The 20,350-nt window shown below is 41.4% G+C and carries 10 protein-coding genes and 3 rRNA genes; 12 read left to right on the forward strand and 1 reads right to left on the reverse strand.

Translation table 11 applies throughout. The annotated features are described in order from the left end of the window. The 12 genes from dnaA to AB1H92_RS00060 all read left to right on the forward strand — a co-directional run bounded on the left by dnaA (position 1) and on the right by AB1H92_RS00060 (position 19,073). The gene (dnaA, locus tag AB1H92_RS00005) at positions 1-1,350 is read left to right on the forward strand and encodes a chromosomal replication initiator protein DnaA (RefSeq protein ID WP_115359603.1); all 1,350 of its coding nucleotides are present in this window, start codon (positions 1-3) and stop codon (positions 1,348-1,350) included. Between the two features lie 173 nt (positions 1,351-1,523). Next, complete coding sequence (gene dnaN, locus AB1H92_RS00010; protein WP_115359604.1) at positions 1,524-2,657, forward strand: DNA polymerase III subunit beta; 1,134 nt, start codon at positions 1,524-1,526, stop codon at positions 2,655-2,657. Between the two features lie 132 nt (positions 2,658-2,789). Then, the gene (yaaA, locus tag AB1H92_RS00015; RefSeq protein WP_115359605.1) at positions 2,790-3,029 is read left to right on the forward strand and encodes a S4 domain-containing protein YaaA; all 240 of its coding nucleotides are present in this window, start codon (positions 2,790-2,792) and stop codon (positions 3,027-3,029) included. Then, the gene (recF, locus tag AB1H92_RS00020) at positions 3,019-4,143 is read left to right on the forward strand and encodes a DNA replication/repair protein RecF (protein ID WP_115359606.1); all 1,125 of its coding nucleotides are present in this window, start codon (positions 3,019-3,021) and stop codon (positions 4,141-4,143) included. Before yaaA ends, recF begins: the two co-directional genes overlap by 11 nt. A gap of 239 nt (positions 4,144-4,382) precedes the next feature. Next, positions 4,383-6,302 carry a DNA topoisomerase (ATP-hydrolyzing) subunit B gene (gene gyrB, locus AB1H92_RS00025; protein WP_115363956.1) on the forward strand — a complete coding sequence of 640 codons (1,920 nt, stop codon included), beginning with the start codon at positions 4,383-4,385 and terminating at the stop codon, positions 6,300-6,302. Between the two features lie 31 nt (positions 6,303-6,333). Next, the gene (gene gyrA, locus AB1H92_RS00030; protein ID WP_115359607.1) at positions 6,334-8,874 is read left to right on the forward strand and encodes a DNA gyrase subunit A; all 2,541 of its coding nucleotides are present in this window, start codon (positions 6,334-6,336) and stop codon (positions 8,872-8,874) included. Between the two features lie 130 nt (positions 8,875-9,004). Further along, positions 9,005-10,111: an HD-GYP domain-containing protein gene (locus AB1H92_RS00035; protein ID WP_115359608.1), complete on the forward strand. Its 1,107-nt coding sequence runs from the start codon at positions 9,005-9,007 to the stop codon at positions 10,109-10,111. Positions 10,112-10,750: 639 nt separating this feature from the next. Then, positions 10,751-12,305, forward strand: a 16S ribosomal RNA gene (locus tag AB1H92_RS00040). A gap of 190 nt (positions 12,306-12,495) precedes the next feature. After that, positions 12,496-15,447 (forward strand): 23S ribosomal RNA (locus tag AB1H92_RS00045). Between the two features lie 70 nt (positions 15,448-15,517). After that, positions 15,518-15,632 (forward strand): 5S ribosomal RNA (rrf, locus tag AB1H92_RS00050). The 16S, 23S and 5S rRNA genes sit together here, the layout of an rRNA operon. A 401-nt stretch (positions 15,633-16,033) precedes the next feature. Next, positions 16,034-17,500 (forward strand): IMP dehydrogenase, encoded by a 1,467-nt coding sequence (gene guaB / locus AB1H92_RS00055; protein WP_115359609.1) that lies wholly within the window; start codon positions 16,034-16,036, stop codon positions 17,498-17,500. Positions 17,501-17,732: 232 nt separating this feature from the next. Beyond that, entirely contained in the window at positions 17,733-19,073 is a 1,341-nt protein-coding gene (locus AB1H92_RS00060; protein WP_370475193.1) for a serine hydrolase, read from the forward strand. Between the two features lie 50 nt (positions 19,074-19,123). Here the strand turns inward: AB1H92_RS00060 and AB1H92_RS00065 are convergent, their stop codons facing one another. Further along, positions 19,124-20,293 carry a pyridoxal phosphate-dependent aminotransferase gene (locus tag AB1H92_RS00065; protein WP_115359610.1) on the reverse strand — a complete coding sequence of 390 codons (1,170 nt, stop codon included), beginning with the start codon at positions 20,291-20,293 and terminating at the stop codon, positions 19,124-19,126. Positions 20,294-20,350 lie beyond the last annotated feature (57 nt).

A 20,350-nucleotide genomic window follows, 5' to 3' on the forward strand; every position in this document is an offset into this window, starting at 1 on the left:
GTGGATCACCTAGAAAAATTATGGGATGAGGTCTTGTCGAAAATTGAAGAGCGCATTTCGAGACCAAGTTTTGAAACCTGGCTAAAATCGACAAAATTAATCTCTTATGAAGAAGAAAATGTCACGATAGCTGTCCCAAATACATTTTCAAAAGACTGGTTAGAAAGTAATTATATTCACTTAATATCCGGTATTCTTTCTGAAATTACAGGGGAAGATCGTTTTATCCATTTCGTTGTACCTGAAGATATGGAAGAAAAGGACTTTATGATGCCAAAACCAGTTGAACCACCTGCTGAAACTCCCCCTTCTCATTCAATTGCAGGAATGCTTAATTCAAAGTATACATTTGACACATTTGTGATTGGGTCTGGCAATCGTTTTGCCCATGCAGCATCATTAGCCGTTGCAGAAGCACCAGCGAAAGCTTATAACCCGCTTTTTATTTACGGGGGTGTTGGGCTAGGTAAAACACACTTAATGCATGCGATTGGGCATTATGTATTGGAAGATAATCCGAACGCAAAGGTTGTTTATTTAACATCTGAAAAATTCACAAACGAGTTTATTAATTCGATTCGAGATAATAAAGCCGTTGAATTTCGTAATAAATATCGAAACGTCGATGTGCTTCTCATAGATGATATTCAATTTCTCGCTGGAAAAGAACAAACACAAGAAGAATTTTTCCATACGTTTAACACACTTCACGAAGAATCAAAACAAATTGTCATCTCAAGTGACAGACCACCAAAAGAAATTCCAACGTTAGAAGATCGGCTTAGATCGCGCTTTGAATGGGGACTTATTACGGATATTACACCGCCCGATTTAGAAACGAGAATCGCGATATTACGTAAAAAGGCAAAAGCCGATGGACTTATTGATATTCCAAACGAAGTGATGATGCATATTGCCAATGAGATTGATACGAATATTCGTGAACTTGAGGGTGCACTAATCAGAGTAGTTGCCTATTCTTCATTAGTAAATAGTGATATTACAGTAGAACTTGCTGGTGAAGCATTAAAAGATATTATTCCAAATACAAGACCTAGAACCGTTACCATCCTTGATATCCAAAAAACAGTTGGAAAACACTTTAACGTACGTCTTGAAGATTTTTCAGCTAAGAAAAGAACACGTGCAATTGCTTTTCCAAGACAAATTGCCATGTATCTATCAAGAGAGTTAACGGATAATTCTTTGCCTAAAATTGGATCAGAATTTGGAGGCCGAGATCACTCAACGGTTATTCATGCACATGAAAAGATCTCGACGATGTTAAAAGATGACCAAGCTCTACAACAAGATATACAAGAAATTAAACATACGCTTGGTAGAGAATAATGATAACTTGTGAGTAACATAGAATAACTTATGCATATCTGCAAACAGGTTATGCACATGTTGAAAACCTTGTGTCAGTGTGGTAAAGTCACTTATCCACAAATCCACAGGCCCTATTACTATTATTACTATCTTTTAATTAATTAATATAAATATATAAGCGAGGGTATGAAATGAAATTTGAGATTGTAAGAGACGAACTTCTTGATGCGCTAAACGATGTCATGAAAGCCATCAGTTCAAAAGTTGCGATACCAATCTTAACGGGAATAAAAATCGAAGTGAATGAAAATGGAATGTCGATGACAGGTAGTGATTCAGATATTACGATTCGTACTTTTATCCCTGTAGAAAGAGATGGTAAAGAACTCATTAAAATCTCTGAACAAGGCAGTATCGTTTTACAAGCAAGAGTTTTTAGTGAAATTATTCGTAAACTACCAACAAACGAAGTTAAAATTAACGTAACAGACGGCTTACTCACATTGATCCATTCAGGAAAATCCGAATTTAAATTAATTGGGTCCAATCCAGATGAGTACCCAATTTTGCCGGAAGTAAAAGATGAGCATAGCTTTTCATTACCAGCAGACTTGATGAAATCTATTATTCGTGAAACAGTATTTGCCGTATCTCAACAAGAAACGCGTCCAATTTTGACGGGTGTACATTGGACTGTTGAAGAAGGTAAATTATCATGTGTTGCAACGGACAGTCACAGACTTGCAAGAAAACTTGCATCTCCTGAAAATATGCCAACAATCCCATTTAGTTTTGTCATACCAGGAAAAAGTCTTCAAGAATTAAATAAAATATTACCGGACTCAGATAGCCCAGTGAAAATAATTATTGCAGAACAACAAGTTCTGTTTAAAACAGATCATGTATTATTTTATTCACGTTTACTAGAAGGAAATTATCCAGACACTTCCCGGTTAATTCCAACTGAAAGTAAAACATCTGTTACAGTCAATGGCCGTGCACTGTTACAATCCATTGACCGAGCATCACTACTTGCAAAAGAAGACCGTAATAATATCGTCCGTTTTTCTACAGAAGATAAAATGATCGAGATATCCTCCAATTCACCTGAAATTGGGAAGGTTGAAGAGCTTGTTGAAGCAATTCAAATCACTGGTGAAGAACTGAAGATATCTTTTAGCGCAAAATATATGATGGATGCATTACGTGCAATTGATGGTCAAGATATTGAAATCCAATTCACGGGAGCTATGCGACCATTTATATTAAAATCGGCAGACGATGATTCGATATTACAATTAATCTTACCTGTTCGAACGTATTAAAAACTTGTTAATAAGAGGTTAACTCCGACTATAGATAAAGTCGTTTTACACTTTATCTATAGTCTTTTTTTACTTACGACCAGAAATCCTGTAAAATGAAGTGATAACTAACTTATGAAAGGTTGAAGATCGATGAAAGATCTGACTATCCATTCGGAATTTATAACACTTGGTCAATTTTTAAAGATGGTAAACGTGATTAGTTCAGGTGGCATGGCCAAATGGTATCTGGATGAATATACGGTTTATGTAAATAATGAACCAGAACAAAGACGTGGTAAAAAGCTGCGTCATAATGATATTGTCGAGATTCCTGAAGTAGGTAAATTCAAAATATATGAAGAGACAGACGGATCGCCGGATGTATATTGAGCGACTAGCTTTAACGAATTATCGAAATTACGAAACGCTTGACTTGTCATTTTCCCCCGAGATTAATGTCTTGATAGGGGAAAATGCACAAGGCAAGACGAATATCATGGAGGCCATATATGTCTTATCAATGGCAAAATCACATCGCACTTCAAATGATCGTGAATTGATACGTTGGGAACAAGAATATGGTAAAATAGAAGGGAACATCAAACGTAAATATGGGAATCTCTCACTTGAGCTTGTGATTTCCAAAAAAGGGAAAAAGGCACGAGTGAATCATTTAGAGCAAAATCGATTGAGCCATTATATTGGTCAATTAAACGTTGTGATGTTTGCTCCGGAAGATTTAAATCTTGTGAAAGGGAGCCCTTCTGTCAGGAGACGATTTCTTGATATGGAAATTGGTCAAATTTCTCCTGTCTATCTTCATGACCTACTTACATTTCAAAAAGTTTTAAAGCAGCGAAACGCAATTCTACGAGATAATCGAGGGAAATCAAATTTTAATAATGTCATGTTTGATATATATACAGAACAGTATATTCAAGTAGCCATCCAAATTATTCGTAAACGTTTTTATTTCATGGAATTACTGCAAAAATGGGCAGAACCGATCCATAAAGGTATTTCCCGGGGAATGGAATCGTTGAAAGTTTCTTATGGGACTTTAAAAGACTTGAATTCTGGGCAGACTACTGAAGAAATGGAAAATGTTTTTGAAAAACGGTTAACTGAAATGCGTTCTAGAGAAGTAGAAAGAGGGTTAACCTTACTTGGACCGCATCGAGACGATTTACATTTTCACGTTAACGGCTATGATATTCAAACGTTCGGTTCGCAAGGTCAACAAAGAACAACGGCTTTATCTTTAAAATTAGCGGAAATTGAATTAGTGAAACAAGAAGTCGGTGAATCTCCGATATTACTCCTCGATGACGTCTTATCGGAGTTAGACGATTTCCGTCAGTCTCATTTGTTAAATACGATTCAAGGTGAAGTCCAAACATTTGTTACAACAACAAATATTGCTGGTATTGACCACGAAACAATTCGCCAAGCCGAAATATTTGAAGTGACTGCAGGAACTGTGAAAAGAAAAAGTGCCGAATAATGCCGTTCCAACTCTTTTATAAGAGCGGTAGTTTTTTACTGAATAAGATTCATTAGTTGCGGGGTTTGCGTATGCAATTACTTTGCTAGGTGTATAGAAGCTGATACTTGAGGCACAAGTCAATCCTGCTATGCAGTAAAAGCACGCTGCTGAATCGCCTTATGCCTATCGAGGTTAGAAGGCGCCTTGCACTTTTGTATTTGTATACGTTTAGAAAGGAAAGGTGAACAAGCTTGGCAATGGAAGATAATAATATTCAATCCTATGATGAAGCACAGATACAGGTGCTAGAAGGACTTGAAGCTGTCCGTAAACGTCCTGGTATGTATATTGGAACAACAAGTTCTAGAGGGCTTCACCATCTTGTATGGGAAATCGTTGACAATAGTATTGACGAAGCACTTGCGGGATACTGTGACCATATTGAAGTGACGATAGAAAAAGACAATTGGATTCGCGTCGATGATAATGGTCGTGGAATTCCAGTTGGGATCCAAGAATCCACAGGGAGACCAGCTGTTGAGGTGATCATGACTGTCTTACACGCCGGGGGTAAGTTCGGCGGTGGCGGTTATAAAGTTTCAGGCGGATTACATGGGGTTGGTGCTGCTGTTGTAAATGCTTTGTCACTTGAAACAGAAGTATTCGTCAACCGTGGTGGAAAAAGATACTATATAAAATTTGAAAAAGGTGTTCCAACTGTTGAATTAAAAGAGATTGGAACTTCTGAAGAAACAGGAACGAGTGTTAGATTTAAAGCCGATCCAGAAATTTTTACTGAAACGACTGTGTTTGACTATGATACACTTGCAAATCGGTTAAGAGAGCTCGCCTATTTAAATCGTAAACTTCGCGTTACCATTACAGATGCAAGGGATGACGAGGAGCGTACAGATACTTATTATTACGAAGGCGGTATCAAATCATACGTTGAACATTTAAATAAAAATAAAGAACCAATTCATGAAGAACCAATTTTTATCGAAGGAGAAAGAGATGGAATTGCGATTGAAATCGCGATGCAATATAACGGCGGATTTGCTGAAAACCTCTTCTCTTTTGCCAATAATATTAATACGTACGAAGGCGGTACGCATGAATCAGGATTTAAAACGGCGTTAACGCGTGTCGTCAATGACTATGGCCGAAGAACGGGATCATTGAAAGAAAATGATCAAAATTTATCCGGTGATGACGTGCGTGAAGGATTAACAGCCATTATTTCTATCAAGCACCCAGATCCTCAATTTGAAGGACAAACGAAAACAAAGCTGGGTAACTCTGAAGTAAGTACAATTACCAACCAGTTGTTTTCAGAAGGATTCCAACGCTTTTTATTGGAAAATCCATCAACAGCTCAAAAAGTTATTGAGAAAAGTTTAATCGCTGCACAAGCAAGAATTGCGGCACGAAATGCTAGGGAATTTACGCGAAGAAAATCGGCGCTTGAAGTATCAAGTTTGCCTGGTAAACTTTCAGATTGTTCTTCACGCGATCCAGCCATTAGTGAATTGTACATCGTTGAGGGTGATTCCGCAGGTGGTTCAGCAAAAGGCGGAAGGGATCGACATTTCCAAGCGATTTTGCCGTTAAGAGGTAAAATATTAAACGTAGAAAAAGCTCGACTAGACCGTATTTTAGGCAATGAGGAAATTCGAGCGATGATTACTGCGCTTGGAACAGGGATTGGTGAAGAATTTGAATTAGAGAAAGCTCGTTACCACAAAGTAGTCATTATGACAGATGCTGATGTTGACGGCGCACATATTCGAACGCTTTTACTAACATTCTTTTTCCGTTTTATGAGACCACTCATAGAAGCGGGTTACATTTATATCGCACAGCCACCTCTTTACCGCGTGAAACAAGGGCGGAATGAGGAATACTGCTATACGGAAGAACAGTTAGAGGAAATCTTAGATGGTATGTCGCAAAGTCCAAAACCAGTCGTTACACGATATAAAGGACTTGGTGAAATGGACGCTGAACAACTTTGGGACACCACAATGGATCCTGAACAACGTGTACTTTTACAAGTTGAACTAGAGGATACAATTGCAGCGGATGAGACATTTGAACACTTAATGGGTGAAGATGTTGAACCACGCAGAAGATTTATTGAAGAAAACGCACAATATGTTAAAAACCTGGATGCGTAATAAAAAAGGAAACTGAAAGGAGTTTACCAATATGGCAGATATGCCAAATCGTGGCGTCAAAGGCATTAATATTAGTACGGAAATGAGAACATCATTTTTAGACTATGCAATGAGTGTTATCGTTTCCCGTGCACTTCCCGATGTTAGGGATGGTTTAAAACCAGTGCATCGTCGGATTCTATATGCGATGCAAGACCTTGGTAATACTGCAGATAAGCCACATAAGAAATCTGCACGTATCGTCGGGGATGTCATTGGTAAATACCATCCACACGGCGATAGTGCTGTGTACGATACGATGGTTCGGATGGCGCAGGACTTTAACTATCGTTATATGCTTGTAGACGGACATGGAAACTTCGGTTCTGTAGACGGAGACGCCGCTGCAGCCATGCGATACACGGAGTCTAGAATGTCTCGAATCGCAATGGAATTACTTAGAGATATAAATAAAGATACGATAGATTATCAAGATAACTACGATGGCCAAGAACGAGAGCCTATTGTTCTACCAAGTCGTTTTCCAAATTTACTTGTGAACGGAACATCAGGAATTGCGGTCGGAATGGCAACAAATATTCCACCACATCATTTAGGTGAAACGATCAATGCAGTTCTTGCATTAGCGGATAATGCGGAAATAACGACTGAAGAATTAATGGAAGTACTGCCCGGCCCCGATTTTCCAACGGGTGGAATTATTATGGGACGTAGCGGTATTCGAAGAGCCTATAAAACAGGTAGGGGTTCTCTAGTTATTCGTGGTAAAGTCGAAATTGAACAGAAATCGAATGGTAGAGAAACAATAATCGTCAATGAATTACCTTACCAAGTAAACAAGGCACGATTAATTGAAAAAATTGCTGAACTTGTTCGCGATAAGAAAATTGACGGCATTACCGACTTGCGGGATGAATCCGACCGTAACGGTATGCGAATTGTCATTGAAATCCGCAGGGATGCTAATGCCAATGTTGTCTTAAATAATTTATATAAACAAACGGCACTCCAATCAAGTTTTGGTGTTAATATGCTTGCACTAGTAGATGGACAACCTAAAGTGCTTGGTTTAAAAGAGATTCTATATCACTACTTAGAACACCAAAAAGTCGTCATTCGTAGACGTACACAATATGATTTACGTCGTGCGGAAGATCGTGCACATATTTTAGAGGGATTAAGAATCGCCCTTGATAATATCGATGCCATTATTGCTTTAATTCGCGCTTCAAAAACAACCGAAGAAGCAAGAACTGGCTTAATGGAGCAGTTTAAACTTTCGGAAAGACAAGCACAGGCAATCTTAGACATGCGTCTCCAGCGTTTAACAGGGTTGGAAAGGGATAAAATTGAAGAAGAGTATAAGGATCTTCAAGTACTTATTGCTGAACTTCGTGCAATCCTTGCAGACGAGGAGAAATTAGTACAAATTATTCGTGAAGAATTACTTGAGTTAAAAGAACGTTTTTCTGACGAGCGAAGAACTGATATTACTGCCGGTGGTGCAGAAATGATTGAGGATGAAGACTTAATCCCAGTTGAAAACTCAGTCTTAACGCTTACACATAATGGATATATTAAACGTTTGCCAGCAAATACTTATCGTAGCCAACGTCGTGGTGGCCGTGGAATTCAAGGAATGGGCACAAATGATGATGACTTCGTTGAACATTTATTGAACACATCAACTCATGACACGATTTTATTCTTTACGAGTAAAGGACGCGTATTCCGGACGAAAGGCTATCAAGTTCCAGAGTTTAGTCGAACGGCAAAAGGCTTGCCGATTATTAATTTACTCGGCGTAGATAAAGATGAAAATGTCACAGCGATGATTCCAGTTGCAGAATTCGAGGAAGATAAGTATTTATTCTTTGTTACACGGAATGGGGTTGCCAAGCGGACAAAAGTTTCCGAGTTTGCAAATATCCGTTCAAATGGTCTAATTGCACTTACATTAAGAGATAATGATGAACTTATCGGGGTTAAAATGACAAACGGTAACGAAGATATCGTGATTGGAACGAAGCATGGTATGCTCATTCGATTCAATGAATCTGATATTCGTTCAATGGGGCGTGTCGCGGGCGGAGTTCGAGGAATTCGTTTACGAGATGGCGATATAACTGTTGGAATGGATGTTATCGAAGAAGGAAAAGAAATCCTCGTCGTTACTGAAAAAGGATTTGGAAAACGAACGTCTGAAGAAGAGTATCGAATCCAATCACGTGGCGGTTATGGTTTGAAAACATTGCACGTGACAGAACGTAACGGTTCGCTTGTCGCAATGAAAGCTGTCGATGGTACAGAAGATTTAATGTTAATTACGATTAATGGTATTTTGATCCGAATGGATATTAACGATATTTCAGTTATTGGAAGAAGTACACAAGGTGTACGTCTAATCCGTCTCGGAGAAGATGAGCTCGTTGCAACTGTTGCGAAGGTAGAGAAAGAAGATAATGATGAGGATGAAGAATCCGAGTCAGATTCGGAATCGGAATCGGCTGACGCAGATAGCGATATAGAGTCGAATAATACCGATGTAGATGTAGACGAACAAAGCGACTAATTGAAACGCCAAATGAGTAAAAACTCATTTGGCGTTTTTAAAAAGTTTAGAGCCTTTTTTTATAACTAAGCTGAGAACACCCTTGTTTTCATTCGTGGGTTTACATAAATCTTGTAAAGGAGTCAATAAAATGAACGATTCAGTCGTAGAATTACATAACTTACGTCCGGGTCTAACGATTGGTGAGGATATATATGTGAATACTCACTTTCCTATTGTTAAGAAAGATACGGATTTAACAATTGAACATATCGAAGTTCTAAGAGTGTTCAATGTTAAAAAAGTGAAAGTAATAGAGTTAAATCGGGTGAATTCAGTTCAGATTGAGGTAGAGAATAGTAGACATGAAGAACTTAACGCTCAAAATCTTGTTTCAAATGAAGGGCATGTGCCTATACCTCTTCAAACAAGTTATTTAGAGGCTGTAAATAAATTTAAAAAAGAATATGTCAAATGGAAAGCGGGGACCAAACTTGATATAGCGAATGTACGCGCTTTTATTGTTCCCTTGCTAAAACAGATTGACGGTAGCGAAACGAACCTCATTTTTTTAAGTGATTTTTTTGATACAAACGACTATTTATATCATCACTCAATTGCTGTTGGATTAATTGCTTTTTCAATTGGAAGGAAGTTGAATTTTTCATTAGGAGAATCTTTACAATTGGGCTTGGCAGGGACACTTATTGATAGTGGAATGGCTAAAATTGAGTCATCTATCAATGTAAAATCAACTGTTTTATCCGAAATGGAATATAGTGAGGTTAAAAAACATCCAATATATAGCTATCAAATGGTAAAAGACTCACCTTTAATAAGAACAGAAATGAAACTCGCAATCCTCCAACACCATGAAAGGCTGGATGGGAGCGGCTATCCTAGAGGGGATAAACAAAAAAATGTTCTACTACATTCTCAGATTTTAGCGTTAGCTGATGTATACCATGCAATGACTTCCGATAGATATTACCGTTCAAAGGAATCACCGTTCAAGGTTTTGCAATTTTTAAGAGAAGAAGAGTTTGGGAAATTCGATATCAACCTGATTGATACTTTATATCATGTCATTGGAAAACTTTCTTTAGGTACCGAAGTAAAACTATCTAACGGTATCAAAGGTGTTGTGATCTTTATTCATCAAGATGCCCCTTTCCGTCCAATCGTAAAGTTATATGATAATGAATCGACATTAGATTTAACTAAACAAAGGGACATTACCATAAATACGATATTTTAGGTGCTTTGGATATTCATCGTCTTTTACAGCAAGTGTCTGGTACTTCTGCCCACATTGCTATAGGACATAGTCGGCCAACACCGTCGAGGCAAAGCGAAGTTACACTTTTAAATGATCCGCAGGCCGACTATTATGAAATGAACTTACTTCATTAGAGAGTGACAAAATAAACAAACGAGCGATTCAGTATCTGTGATGTATATTTTGATTTTGAAAAGCATCTAAATGTAACAATCGATATTGATTTAGATAAAAACACCTTGCTAATTATTCTAAATAAACTTACTTTTATTTTGGTGTTGTTATTTCAAAAAGGTAATGGTATAGTTATAAACGTTGCGAAGTTGAGCAGCACAAACAACAGCAAACGACGAACGAAAACAACGAAAAAGAAACTTTGAAATTGTTGTTGACAACGAGTTCGATGTTGTGCTATGATATAAGAGTTGCTTCGGAAGAATGAAAGAAGCAGCTAGAAGAAACATTTCTTCTGTAATATGAACCTTGAAAACTGAACAGCAAAACGTCAAGATATAACAACTACAACCAACTTGTTGGTTTGTAGTAAACGAATCTTCGGATTCAAAATTGGACATCTTAATGATGCCAGCAAAGAAATCGAGCTAATCGAATTTCTCTATTATGGAGAGTTTGATCCTGGCTCAGGACGAACGCTGGCGGCGTGCCTAATACATGCAAGTCGAGCGAACAAAGGAAGAAACTTGTTTCTTCCTTTGTTAGCGGCGGATGGGTGAGTAACACGTGGGCAACCTGCCCTGCAGTTGGGGATAACTCCGGGAAACCGGGGCTAATACCGAATAATCAGTTCCTTCGCATGAAGGAACTCTGAAAGACGGCTATGCTGTCACTGCAGGATGGGCCCGCGGCGCATTAGCTAGTTGGTGAGGTAATGGCTTACCAAGGCGACGATGCGTAGCCGACCTGAGAGGGTGATCGGCCACACTGGGACTGAGACACGGCCCAGACTCCTACGGGAGGCAGCAGTAGGGAATCTTCCACAATGGACGAAAGTCTGATGGAGCAACGCCGCGTGAGCGAAGAAGGTTTTCGGATCGTAAAGCTCTGTTGTGAGGGAAGAACAAGTACAGGAGTAACTGCCTGTACCTTGACGGTACCTCATTAGAAAGCCACGGCTAACTACGTGCCAGCAGCCGCGGTAATACGTAGGTGGCAAGCGTTGTCCGGAATTATTGGGCGTAAAGCGCGCGCAGGCGGCCTTTTAAGTCTGATGTGAAAGCCCACGGCTTAACCGTGGAAGGTCATTGGAAACTGGAAGGCTTGAGTACAGAAGAGGAAAGCGGAATTCCACGTGTAGCGGTGAAATGCGTAGAGATGTGGAGGAACACCAGTGGCGAAGGCGGCTTTCTGGTCTGTAACTGACGCTGAGGCGCGAAAGCATGGGGAGCAAACAGGATTAGATACCCTGGTAGTCCATGCCGTAAACGATGAGTGCTAAGTGTTAGGGGGTTTCCGCCCCTTAGTGCTGGAGCAAACGCATTAAGCACTCCGCCTGGGGAGTACGGCCGCAAGGCTGAAACTCAAAGGAATTGACGGGGACCCGCACAAGCGGTGGAGCATGTGGTTTAATTCGAAGCTACGCGAAGAACCTTACCAGGTCTTGACATCCCGTTGACCGGTATAGAGATATACCTTTCCCTTCGGGGACAGCGGTGACAGGTGGTGCATGGTTGTCGTCAGCTCGTGTCGTGAGATGTTGGGTTAAGTCCCGTAACGAGCGCAACCCTTGACCTTAGTTGCCAGCATTCAGTTGGGCACTCTAAGGTGACTGCCGGTGACAAACCGGAGGAAGGTGGGGATGACGTCAAATCATCATGCCCCTTATGACCTGGGCTACACACGTGCTACAATGGACGGTACAGAGGGTTGCCAACCCGCGAGGGGGAGCTAATCCCATAAAACCGTTCCCAGTTCGGATTGCAGGCTGCAACTCGCCTGCATGAAGCAGGAATCGCTAGTAATCGTGGATCAGCATGCCACGGTGAATACGTTCCCGGGTCTTGTACACACCGCCCGTCACACCACGAGAGTTTGTAACACCCGAAGTCGGTGGGGTAACCCTTTTGGGAGCCAGCCGCCGAAGGTGGGACAGATGATTGGGGTGAAGTCGTAACAAGGTAGCCGTATCGGAAGGTGCGGCTGGATCACCTCCTTTCTAAGGATATTTAACGGAATGAAGAGAAAGTTCTCTTCAACTTGACGTTTTGCGTTCAGTTTTGAGGGTTCATTCATTTGAACTTTCATTACTTGTTCTTTGAAAACTGGATAAAACGACATTGAAATAAACACAAATGTAGTAATGTATGAATCAATTGTTGTATATCGCTATACAACGTTGGTTTTAAGGTTAAGTTAGAAAGGGCGCACGGCGGATGCCTTGGCACTAGGAGCCTATGAAGGACGGCACTAACACCGATATGCTCTGGGGAGCTGTAAGTAAGCTTTGATCCAGAGATTTCCGAATGGGGAAACCCACTGTTCGTAATGGAACAGTACATATACGTGAATACATAGCGTATATGAGGCACACCCGGAGAACTGAAACATCTAAGTACCCGGAGGAAGAGAAAGAAAATCGATTCCCTGAGTAGCGGCGAGCGAAACGGGAACAGCCCAAACCAGGAAGCTTGCTTCCTGGGGTTGTAGGACACTCTATACGGAGTTACAAAGGAATGCATTAGATGAAGCGACCTGGAAAGGTCTGCCATAGAGGGTAATAGCCCCGTAATCAAAAGTGTATTCTCTCCAGAGTGGATCCTGAGTACGACGGAACACGTGAAATTCCGTTGGAATCCGGGAGGACCATCTCCCAAGGCTAAATACTTCCTAGTGACCGATAGTGAACCAGTACCGTGAGGGAAAGGTGAAAAGCACCCCGGAAGGGGAGTGAAATAGATCCTGAAACCGTGTGCCTACAAGTAGTCAGAGCTCGATGCTGTTTCTTCGGAAACAAGCTGAGTGATGGCGTGCCTTTTGTAGAATGAACCGGCGAGTTACTGATTACATGCAAGGTTAAGCAGAGAATGCGGAGCCGCAGCGAAAGCGAGTCTGAATAGGGCGTTTTAGTATGTAGTCGTAGACCCGAAACCAGGTGATCTACCCATGTCCAGGGTGAAGGTAAGGTAACACTTACTGGAGGCCCGAACCCACGTATGTTGAAAAATGCGGGGATGAGGTGTGGGTAGCGGTGAAATTCCAATCGAACCTGGAGATAGCTGGTTCTCTCCGAAATAGCTTTAGGGCTAGCCTCAAACGTTAGAATCTCGGAGGTAGAGCACTGTTTGGACTAGGGGCCCATCCCGGGTTACCGAATTCAGACAAACTCCGAATGCCGATGATTTTTGTTTGGGAGTCAGACTGCGGGTGATAAGATTCGTAGTCGAGAGGGAAACAACCCAGACCACCAGTTAAGGTCCCCAAGTATTCGTTAAGTGGAAAAGGATGTGGCGTTGCCCAGACAACCAGGATGTTGGCTTAGAAGCAGCCACCATTTAAAGAGTGCGTAATAGCTCACTGGTCGAGTGGCGCTGCGCCGAAAATGTACCGGGGCTAAACGAATCACCGAAACTGTGGATTGACACCTTTGGTGTCAGTGGTAGGAGAGCGTTCTAGGGGCGTCGAAGCTAGACTGTAAGGACTAGTGGAGCGCCTAGAAGTGAGAATGCCGGTATGAGTAGCGAAAGAAGGGTGAGAATCCCTTCCACCGAATGCCTAAGGTTTCCTGAGGAAGGCTCGTCCGCTCAGGGTTAGTCGGGACCTAAGTCGAGGCCGAAAGGCGTAGACGATGGACAACAGGTTGATATTCCTGTACCACCTCCCCGCCGTTTGAGTAATGGGGGGACGCAGTAGGATAGGGTGAGCGCACGGTTGGTAATGTGCGTCTAAGCAGTAAGGTGTGAAACGAGGCAAATCCCGTTTCTATAACATTGAGCTGTGATAGCAAGGGGAATTTTCCCCGGAGTCCCTGATTTCACGCTGCCAAGAAAAGCCTCTAACGAGGCGGGAGGTGCCCGTACCGCAAACCGACACAGGTAGGCGAGGAGAGAATCCTAAGGTGATCGAGAGAACTCTCGTTAAGGAACTCGGCAAAATGACCCCGTAACTTCGGGAGAAGGGGTGCTCTGATAGGGTGTTAAAGCCCGAGAGAGCCGCAGTGAATAGGCCCAGGCGACTGTTTAGCAAAAACACAGGTCTCTGCAAAACCGTAAGGTGACGTATAGGGGCTGACGCCTGCCCGGTGCTGGAAGGTTAAGGGGAGAGGTTAGCGCAAGCGAAGCTTTGAACCGAAGCCCCAGTAAACGGCGGCCGTAACTATAACGGTCCTAAGGTAGCGAAATTCCTTGTCGGGTAAGTTCCGACCCGCACGAAAGGCGTAACGATCTGGGCACTGTCTCAACGAGAGACTCGGTGAAATTATAGTACCTGTGAAGATGCAGGTTACCCGCGACAGGACGGAAAGACCCCGTGGAGCTTTACTGCAACCTGATATTGAATTCTGATGCAGTCTGTACAGGATAGGTAGGAGCCTTTGAAACCGGAGCGCCAGCTTCGGTGGAGGCATCGGTGGGATACTACCCTGACTGTATTGGAATTCTAACCCATGCCCCTTAGCGGGGTAGGAGACAGTGTCAGGCGGGCAGTTTGACTGGGGCGGTCGCCTCCTAAAGAGTAACGGAGGCGCCCAAAGGTTCCCTCAGAATGGTTGGACATCATTCGTAGAGTGCAAAGGCATAAGGGAGCTTGACTGCGAGACCTACAAGTCGAGCAGGGTCGAAAGACGGGCTTAGTGATCCGGTGGTTCCGCATGGAAGGGCCATCGCTCAACGGATAAAAGCTACCCCGGGGATAACAGGCTTATCTCTCCCAAGAGTTCACATCGACGGGGAGGTTTGGCACCTCGATGTCGGCTCATCGCATCCTGGGGCTGTAGTCGGTCCCAAGGGTTGGGCTGTTCGCCCATTAAAGCGGTACGCGAGCTGGGTTCAGAACGTCGTGAGACAGTTCGGTCCCTATCCGTCGCGGGCGCAGGAAATTTGAGAGGAGCTGTCCTTAGTACGAGAGGACCGGGATGGACATACCGCTGGTGTACCAGTTGTCTTGCCAAAGGCATAGCTGGGTAGCTACGTATGGACGGGATAAATGCTGAAAGCATCTAAGCATGAAGCCCCCCTCAAGATGAGATTTCCCATTACGCAAGTAAGTAAAATCCCTCAAAGATGATGAGGTTGATAGGTCCGAGGTGGAAGCATGGCGACATGTGCAGCTGACGGATACTAATCGATTGAGGACTTATCCTTAAATACATTGCGGTTTGTTAAATTCAATGTTTTGTTTATCCAGTTTTGAGTGAACAATTTCGCTCAATAGTTTGGTGGCGATAGCGAAGAGGTCACACCCGTTCCCATACCGAACACGGAAGTTAAGCTCTTCAGCGCCGATGGTAGTTGGGGTTAGCCCCTGCAAGAGTAGGACGTTGCCAAGCACTAAAAGAGTCATTACCTTATGGTAGTGGCTCTTTTTGTTTATAAAAATATTTTATAGGAAACAACTATATTAGAGTTAAATAAGCTCTAGATGTGAAATCCACATGCAACTAGCTCGGTTAGGGTAAATAGTTGTGGAGCCGGTATAACTTATTACTAAGAGACAAAATCGTTTCCAAATCATCACTAGCTAGTAGGGTCTATTACTAAGTAACGATGAGTTGTGAAGTTTTAAAATTATAAAGTGGTAAAGGATATAACAAATAGGATGTTTATTTATGAAGGCATAGCACGCCGAATTGTGTGAATACATTTACTAATCGCGTGGACCTTGACAGTACTAAAGGGCGCTGATAATATTTTACTAATATTCAAATGACCTGAGGGAGGCAAAATAGCAATGTGGGAGTCAAAATTTGCTCGTGAAGGACTTACTTTCGATGATGTATTACTCGTACCAGGGCCTTCTGATGTATTACCAAAAGACGTATCTTTATCGGTGAAATTGACGGATAAAATTCAATTAAGTATTCCAATTATTAGTGCTGGAATGGATACTGTTACGGAAGCAAGAATGGCAATTTCAATGGCACGTCAAGGTGGGCTTGGGATTATTCATAAAAATATGAGTATTGAAGAGCAGGCTGAACAAGTTGTTACTGTAAAACGATCAGAAAATGGTGTTATTACAAATCCTTTCTATTTAACCCCTAAACATCAAGTGTTCGATGCGGAACATCTGATGGGAAGATACCGAATTTCTGGTGTTCCCATTGTAAACAATGAAGAAGAATTGAAGCTTGTTGGGATTATTACGAATAGAGATATGCGCTTTATCGAAGATTACTCACTCTCTATTTCGGATGTTATGACGAAAGATAATTTAGTGACAGCACCTGTTGGAACAACATTGGCGGATGCAGAGAAGATTTTACAACAGTATAAAATCGAAAAATTACCGATTGTTGATGAAGAAGGTATTCTGAATGGTTTAATTACCATTAAAGACATTGAAAAAGTGATTGAGTTTCCTAATGCCGCGAAAGATTCACAAGGAAGACTTCTTGTAGGCGCGGCTGTAGGTGTAACTACGGACACGATGATACGTGTTGAGAAGCTTGTCAAAGCGGAAGTTGACGTTATTGTAATTGATACAGCACATGGACACTCTAAAGGGGTGCTAGACACCGTTAAACAAATTCGTGAGGCTTATCCTGAATTGGATATCATCGCTGGGAATATTGCTACTGCAGAAGCGGCAAAAGCATTATATGAAGCCGGTGCTGATGTCGTAAAAGTTGGTATTGGTCCAGGTTCAATTTGTACGACTCGAGTTGTTGCAGGAGTAGGTGTACCACAAATTACAGCAATTTATGAATGTGCATCGGTTGCACGTGAATTAGGAAAGACAATGATTGCTGATGGTGGAGTTAAATATTCCGGTGACATCATGAAGGCCTTAGCAGCGGGTGGACATGCTGTAATGCTTGGAAGTTTGCTTGCTGGGACATCGGAAAGTCCTGGTGAAACTGAGTTATTCCAAGGACGTCGCTTTAAAGTTTACCGCGGAATGGGTTCTGTTGGTGCGATGGAAAAAGGTTCTAAAGACCGTTATTTCCAAGACGATGCGAAAAAGCTTGTTCCTGAAGGTATTGAGGGACGTCTTCCATACAAGGGGAATCTTTCAGATACAATTCATCAGTTAGTTGGTGGAATTCGTTCAGGTATGGGGTATTGTGGAACAAAAGATCTACACGACTTACGTGAAAATGCTCAGTTTATCCGTATGACGGGTGCGGGATTACGAGAGAGTCATCCTCATCAAGTACAAATCACAAAAGAAGCACCAAACTATACACTTTCATAAATCACTCATGAATAAAATCACGGGTGTTCTTGGTTAAGATATTTAATCCTATTTAGGAACTTTTGCATCTTTCCTGCGTCTATATGAGCGGAAGGATGCTTTTTTTGTCCAACTTCGGATGCAACGGTTCGAATTACAAGCACCTTTAGCTTATTTATTTAATTAGTTCACATGACGTATGGAAATTATGTTAAAATGATTGAGGGGAAATAGTAATTACGGAGGTAGTACTTTGAAACAGAGAATGAGAAATTTGTTAGTGTTGTTGATCGTCCCATTTATGCTAATATCGACAGTTGGCATTACTCCAGCTGCCGCTAATGATAGATTAGGCATCCATGTTGATGGTGCTATTTTAATTGACGCAGACACAGGTAAAATATTATATGAAGAAAATGCTGATACACCATTGGGCATTGCAAGTATGACAAAAATGATGACCGAGTATTTATTATTTGAAGCAATTGCTGAAGGAAAGATTACTTGGGAGCAAGAATATAAAGTAAATGATTATACATATGCTATTTCACAAGATAGTCGTTTAAGTAACGTACCCCTTCGCGCAGATGGTACATATACAATTGAAGAGTTATACGAAGCGCTTGCAATTTATTCGGCAAATGCTGCAACTATTGCAATTGCCGAAACGATTGCGGGTACGGAAACAGAGTTTTTGAAATTAATGAATGCGAAAGCTGAAGAATTAGGGTTAGAAGATTATAAATTTGTTAATTCAACTGGATTAAACAATGGTCATTTGCAAGGAATGCATCCAGGAGGCACTGGTGAGAAAGATGAAAACGTCATGCCAGCGAAATCGGTTGCAAAACTAGCCTATCATTTAATCCATGATTATCCAGAAGTATTAGAAACAACAAAAATCAATACGAAATGGTTCCGTGAAGGGACTGATGATGCCACTAAAATGGATAACTGGAATTTCATGCTGCCTGGCTTTGTGTATGAATATGAAGGGGTAGATGGATTAAAAACAGGTACGACGGATTTTGCAGGGCACAGTTTCACAGGTACAGCAAAGCGTAACGGCAAACGATTAATTGCTGTTGTAATGAAAGCAGTCGATGCACAAGGCGAAGGTTCTTACAAGGCTCGATTTGATGCAACTCGTGCATTGTTTGACTATGGATTTGGTCAGTTCTCTGAAGTTGAACTCGTGCCAGCGGGTTATGAATTTGAAGAACAAAAAACAATTGGTGTCAATAAAGGAAAAAATGATTCTGTCAAAATAGCCGTGAAAGATCCAGTTACAATGATGGTGAAAACGAGTGAAAAAGATTTGTATAAGCCTGAATTTGTAATAGATGAATCGAAATTGATAGACGGTAAACTTGAAGCTCCTGTGAAAAAGGGAACAGTTGTCGGTCATGTCAACATGGTACGAACGGAAGGCACGGATTATGGTTTTATTGATAGTAGCCAGTATGCCGGTGAAGTTGTCACTACAGAAAATATAGAAAAAGCCGGTTGGTTTAAATTAAGTATGCGCGCAACAGGTTCATTTTTTGTCAGTATTTGGGATAGTACAACTGATTTTGTAAAAGGATTATTTTAATAGTAAAAGGAGTGACCTTTATTAGGTTCACTCCTTTTTGTTATGAACAATCACGTATTGAAGATTCCAAGCTTTTCAATACGTTTAACGGCTTCTACTAAACGATCCTCTTCTTCTAATAAGCCAACACGAATATACCCTTCACCTGACTTACCGAAGGCATGCCCAGGCGCTACGGCGATGTCAGCTTCGTCTAATAACAGTTTCGTAAAGGATTCGCTCGTATACCCATGAGGAACGGGCATCCAGGCGAAGAAAGAGGCTTTAGGCGCTTCTACATGCCAACCAATTCTTTGGCACTCGGTGATAAATACATCGCGCCTTCTTTCATAAAGTGAAACAAGTTCGTCTACGCAATGTTGGTCACCATTTAACGCAACTGCAGCAGCCCGCTGTACTGCCGGGAATGGGTTAATGAATAAATGGTCTTGTAATAAATTAATTGCCTCAATGATGTCTGCATTGCCCACTGCAAAAGCGATCCTCCAGCCTGCCATATTAAAGGTTTTAGACATTGTATACATTTCAATCCCCACGTCTTTTGCACCTTCAGTTTGGAGGAAGCTAATTGGTTTCTCTCCGTCAAACCCAATCCCGCCATAAGCAAAGTCATGCATAATTGAAATACCATTTTCTTTTGCAAAGGCAACGGTCTCTTCAAAAAATGGAAGAGTCGCCGTCGCACTTGTAGGATTGCTCGGATAGTTCAAGTACATTAACGTCGCATGTCTTTTTTGTTGATTTGAGAGCATCTCATAATCAGGTAAAAAATCATTTTCAGCGAGGAGTGGGATTGTTTCGTATTGGATATCTGATAAACTAACGGCTGATAAATAGTCGGGATAACCAGGGTCTGGTAGTAAAAGTAATTCATCAGGATTCATAATGGCAAGTGGCAATTCGACAAGTCCAGTTTTAGAGCCGAACAAAATTGCAACTTCAGTTTCAGGATTTAGGTCAACCTCATATTCTCGTTTATAAAAGTTTGCTACAGCCTCTTTTAATTCCGTTGTCCCGCGAAATGGTGCGTACCCATGGGTCATTGGATCCTCTACAGCTTTTTGCAACGCTTCGACGATATGTGAAGGGGTTGGTTTGTCGGGATTTCCTCTTCCTAAATTAATCACATCTCGTCCTTCCGAAACAGCCTGTTCGACATTTTGGACAAGTGATGAGAAAAAGTGTGGTGGCAGATCTTTTAATCGATTTGAAAGTTTCATATGATAACCCCTTTTACAATGATGTTAATTAACCATAAATCCAATTTTACAATAAGT

Origin of the sequence: Sporosarcina pasteurii, from assembly GCF_041295575.1 — a bacterium.
Taxonomy (GTDB): Bacteria; Bacillota; Bacilli; order Bacillales_A; family Planococcaceae; genus Sporosarcina; species Sporosarcina pasteurii.